Here is a 1,248-nt window from a genome sequence, read left to right as displayed (position 1 = left end):
AGTTGTTCAGAGTGACAGAGTAGTACTTCAAGAACTTATCAACGATATCGTTGATGACTTCCTGGTTGTTGAAACCGTCAGCATCCGCCCAAACGATCTGCTTCGAATTCGTAAGAGCCACGATGTCTCCATCCTTCACGACTATGTCGCCGCCCTTGATGGTGTACTCCGCAGCGCCCAGCGCCTTCTCGATCAACTCAGGATTCTGAGTAGCATCCGTAGTCGTCGGATCGAAGTTGTATATTACAATGTCCGCGTCCGCACCGATACCGAGCTGACCCTTAGACTTCTCAAGACCCAAGGCCTTAGCAGTACCGGAACGAGTCATCTGAGCGATCTCATAGAAATCCATCTCTCTGCTTATGCCGGAGAGCTTGGTCCTCTCTGGAACCCACTTATGCAAGGTGGCCATCTTAGCGTCCCTGGCCTTCTTGCTCATAAGCCAGCTAACCACAGTCGGATACCTGGTGAACGGACCCGCATTCGGATGATCCGTGGTCAAATGACATCTGGACGGATCCTTCACGAGCAACGCAAGCTCGAGACCTATAGCCCACTGTATACCGCACACGTGAAGTTTCGGATCGTAAATGTACGGCACTACGCCACTACCGGTCTCTAACTCCACATCGAGGTTAGCCCACTTCAGGTGGTTCAAACTGTGCAGCCCGAACTCCATCGGTCCGTCAGCGGTCATCGTAGTCGTCTCATCAAGAGTGACAAAGCCCACATCTATTGTCATGTGGTCGTGAGCGTTGACGTAGTCCGCTATAGCGTCTGCCTTGGACTCGAAGTCCTTCCAGGTCGTACCGCCATAAGAGTTGAACTGGGTGTGCGTCATGTGCATATTCTGGGTCCTTCCGGACGATTTGTCCGTCTTGACACCCTCAGTTAATGCCATGGTCTTGAGCGTGGTCGTGTAGTTACCCGGGTGACCGAGGTTGTTAGCGTGTAAGTGTATGGAATGCGGCAGACCGAGTCTCTCGTTCGCGGCCGCAAGACCGGTTACGATCTCCTTCGGCGTGACTTCGAAGTAGGGTACAGGGTCGTCTAATGTGGTACAGTTCTTACCCCAGCCCCATGCCTCGGTTCCTCCAGGGTTGACGATCTTGATCGCAAAACCTTTGGTTGCTTTGAGCATCCATGCGATGTATGCGTCGAGGTTTTCGGTCTGGCCTTTCTTGATGTAGTCCATCACGAGCCAGTTGTTGCCGAATAACGTGTACGCGGTCTGGTCGAGGATCGGGG

1 protein-coding gene is annotated in these 1,248 nt (G+C 52.9%); it reads right to left on the bottom strand.

All coding sequences use genetic code 11. The features are described from left to right. The coding region (locus CUJ83_RS15540) for a formylmethanofuran dehydrogenase subunit A (protein WP_230743384.1) at window positions 1-1,248 on the bottom strand (1,248 nt) is incomplete at both ends.

Source organism: Methanooceanicella nereidis (assembly GCF_021023085.1).
In the GTDB taxonomy this organism is placed as follows: Archaea; Halobacteriota; Methanocellia; order Methanocellales; family Methanocellaceae; genus Methanooceanicella; species Methanooceanicella nereidis.
The sequence above is the reverse complement of the archived record's forward strand: the minus strand, read 5'-3'. Positions and strand labels throughout refer to the sequence as shown.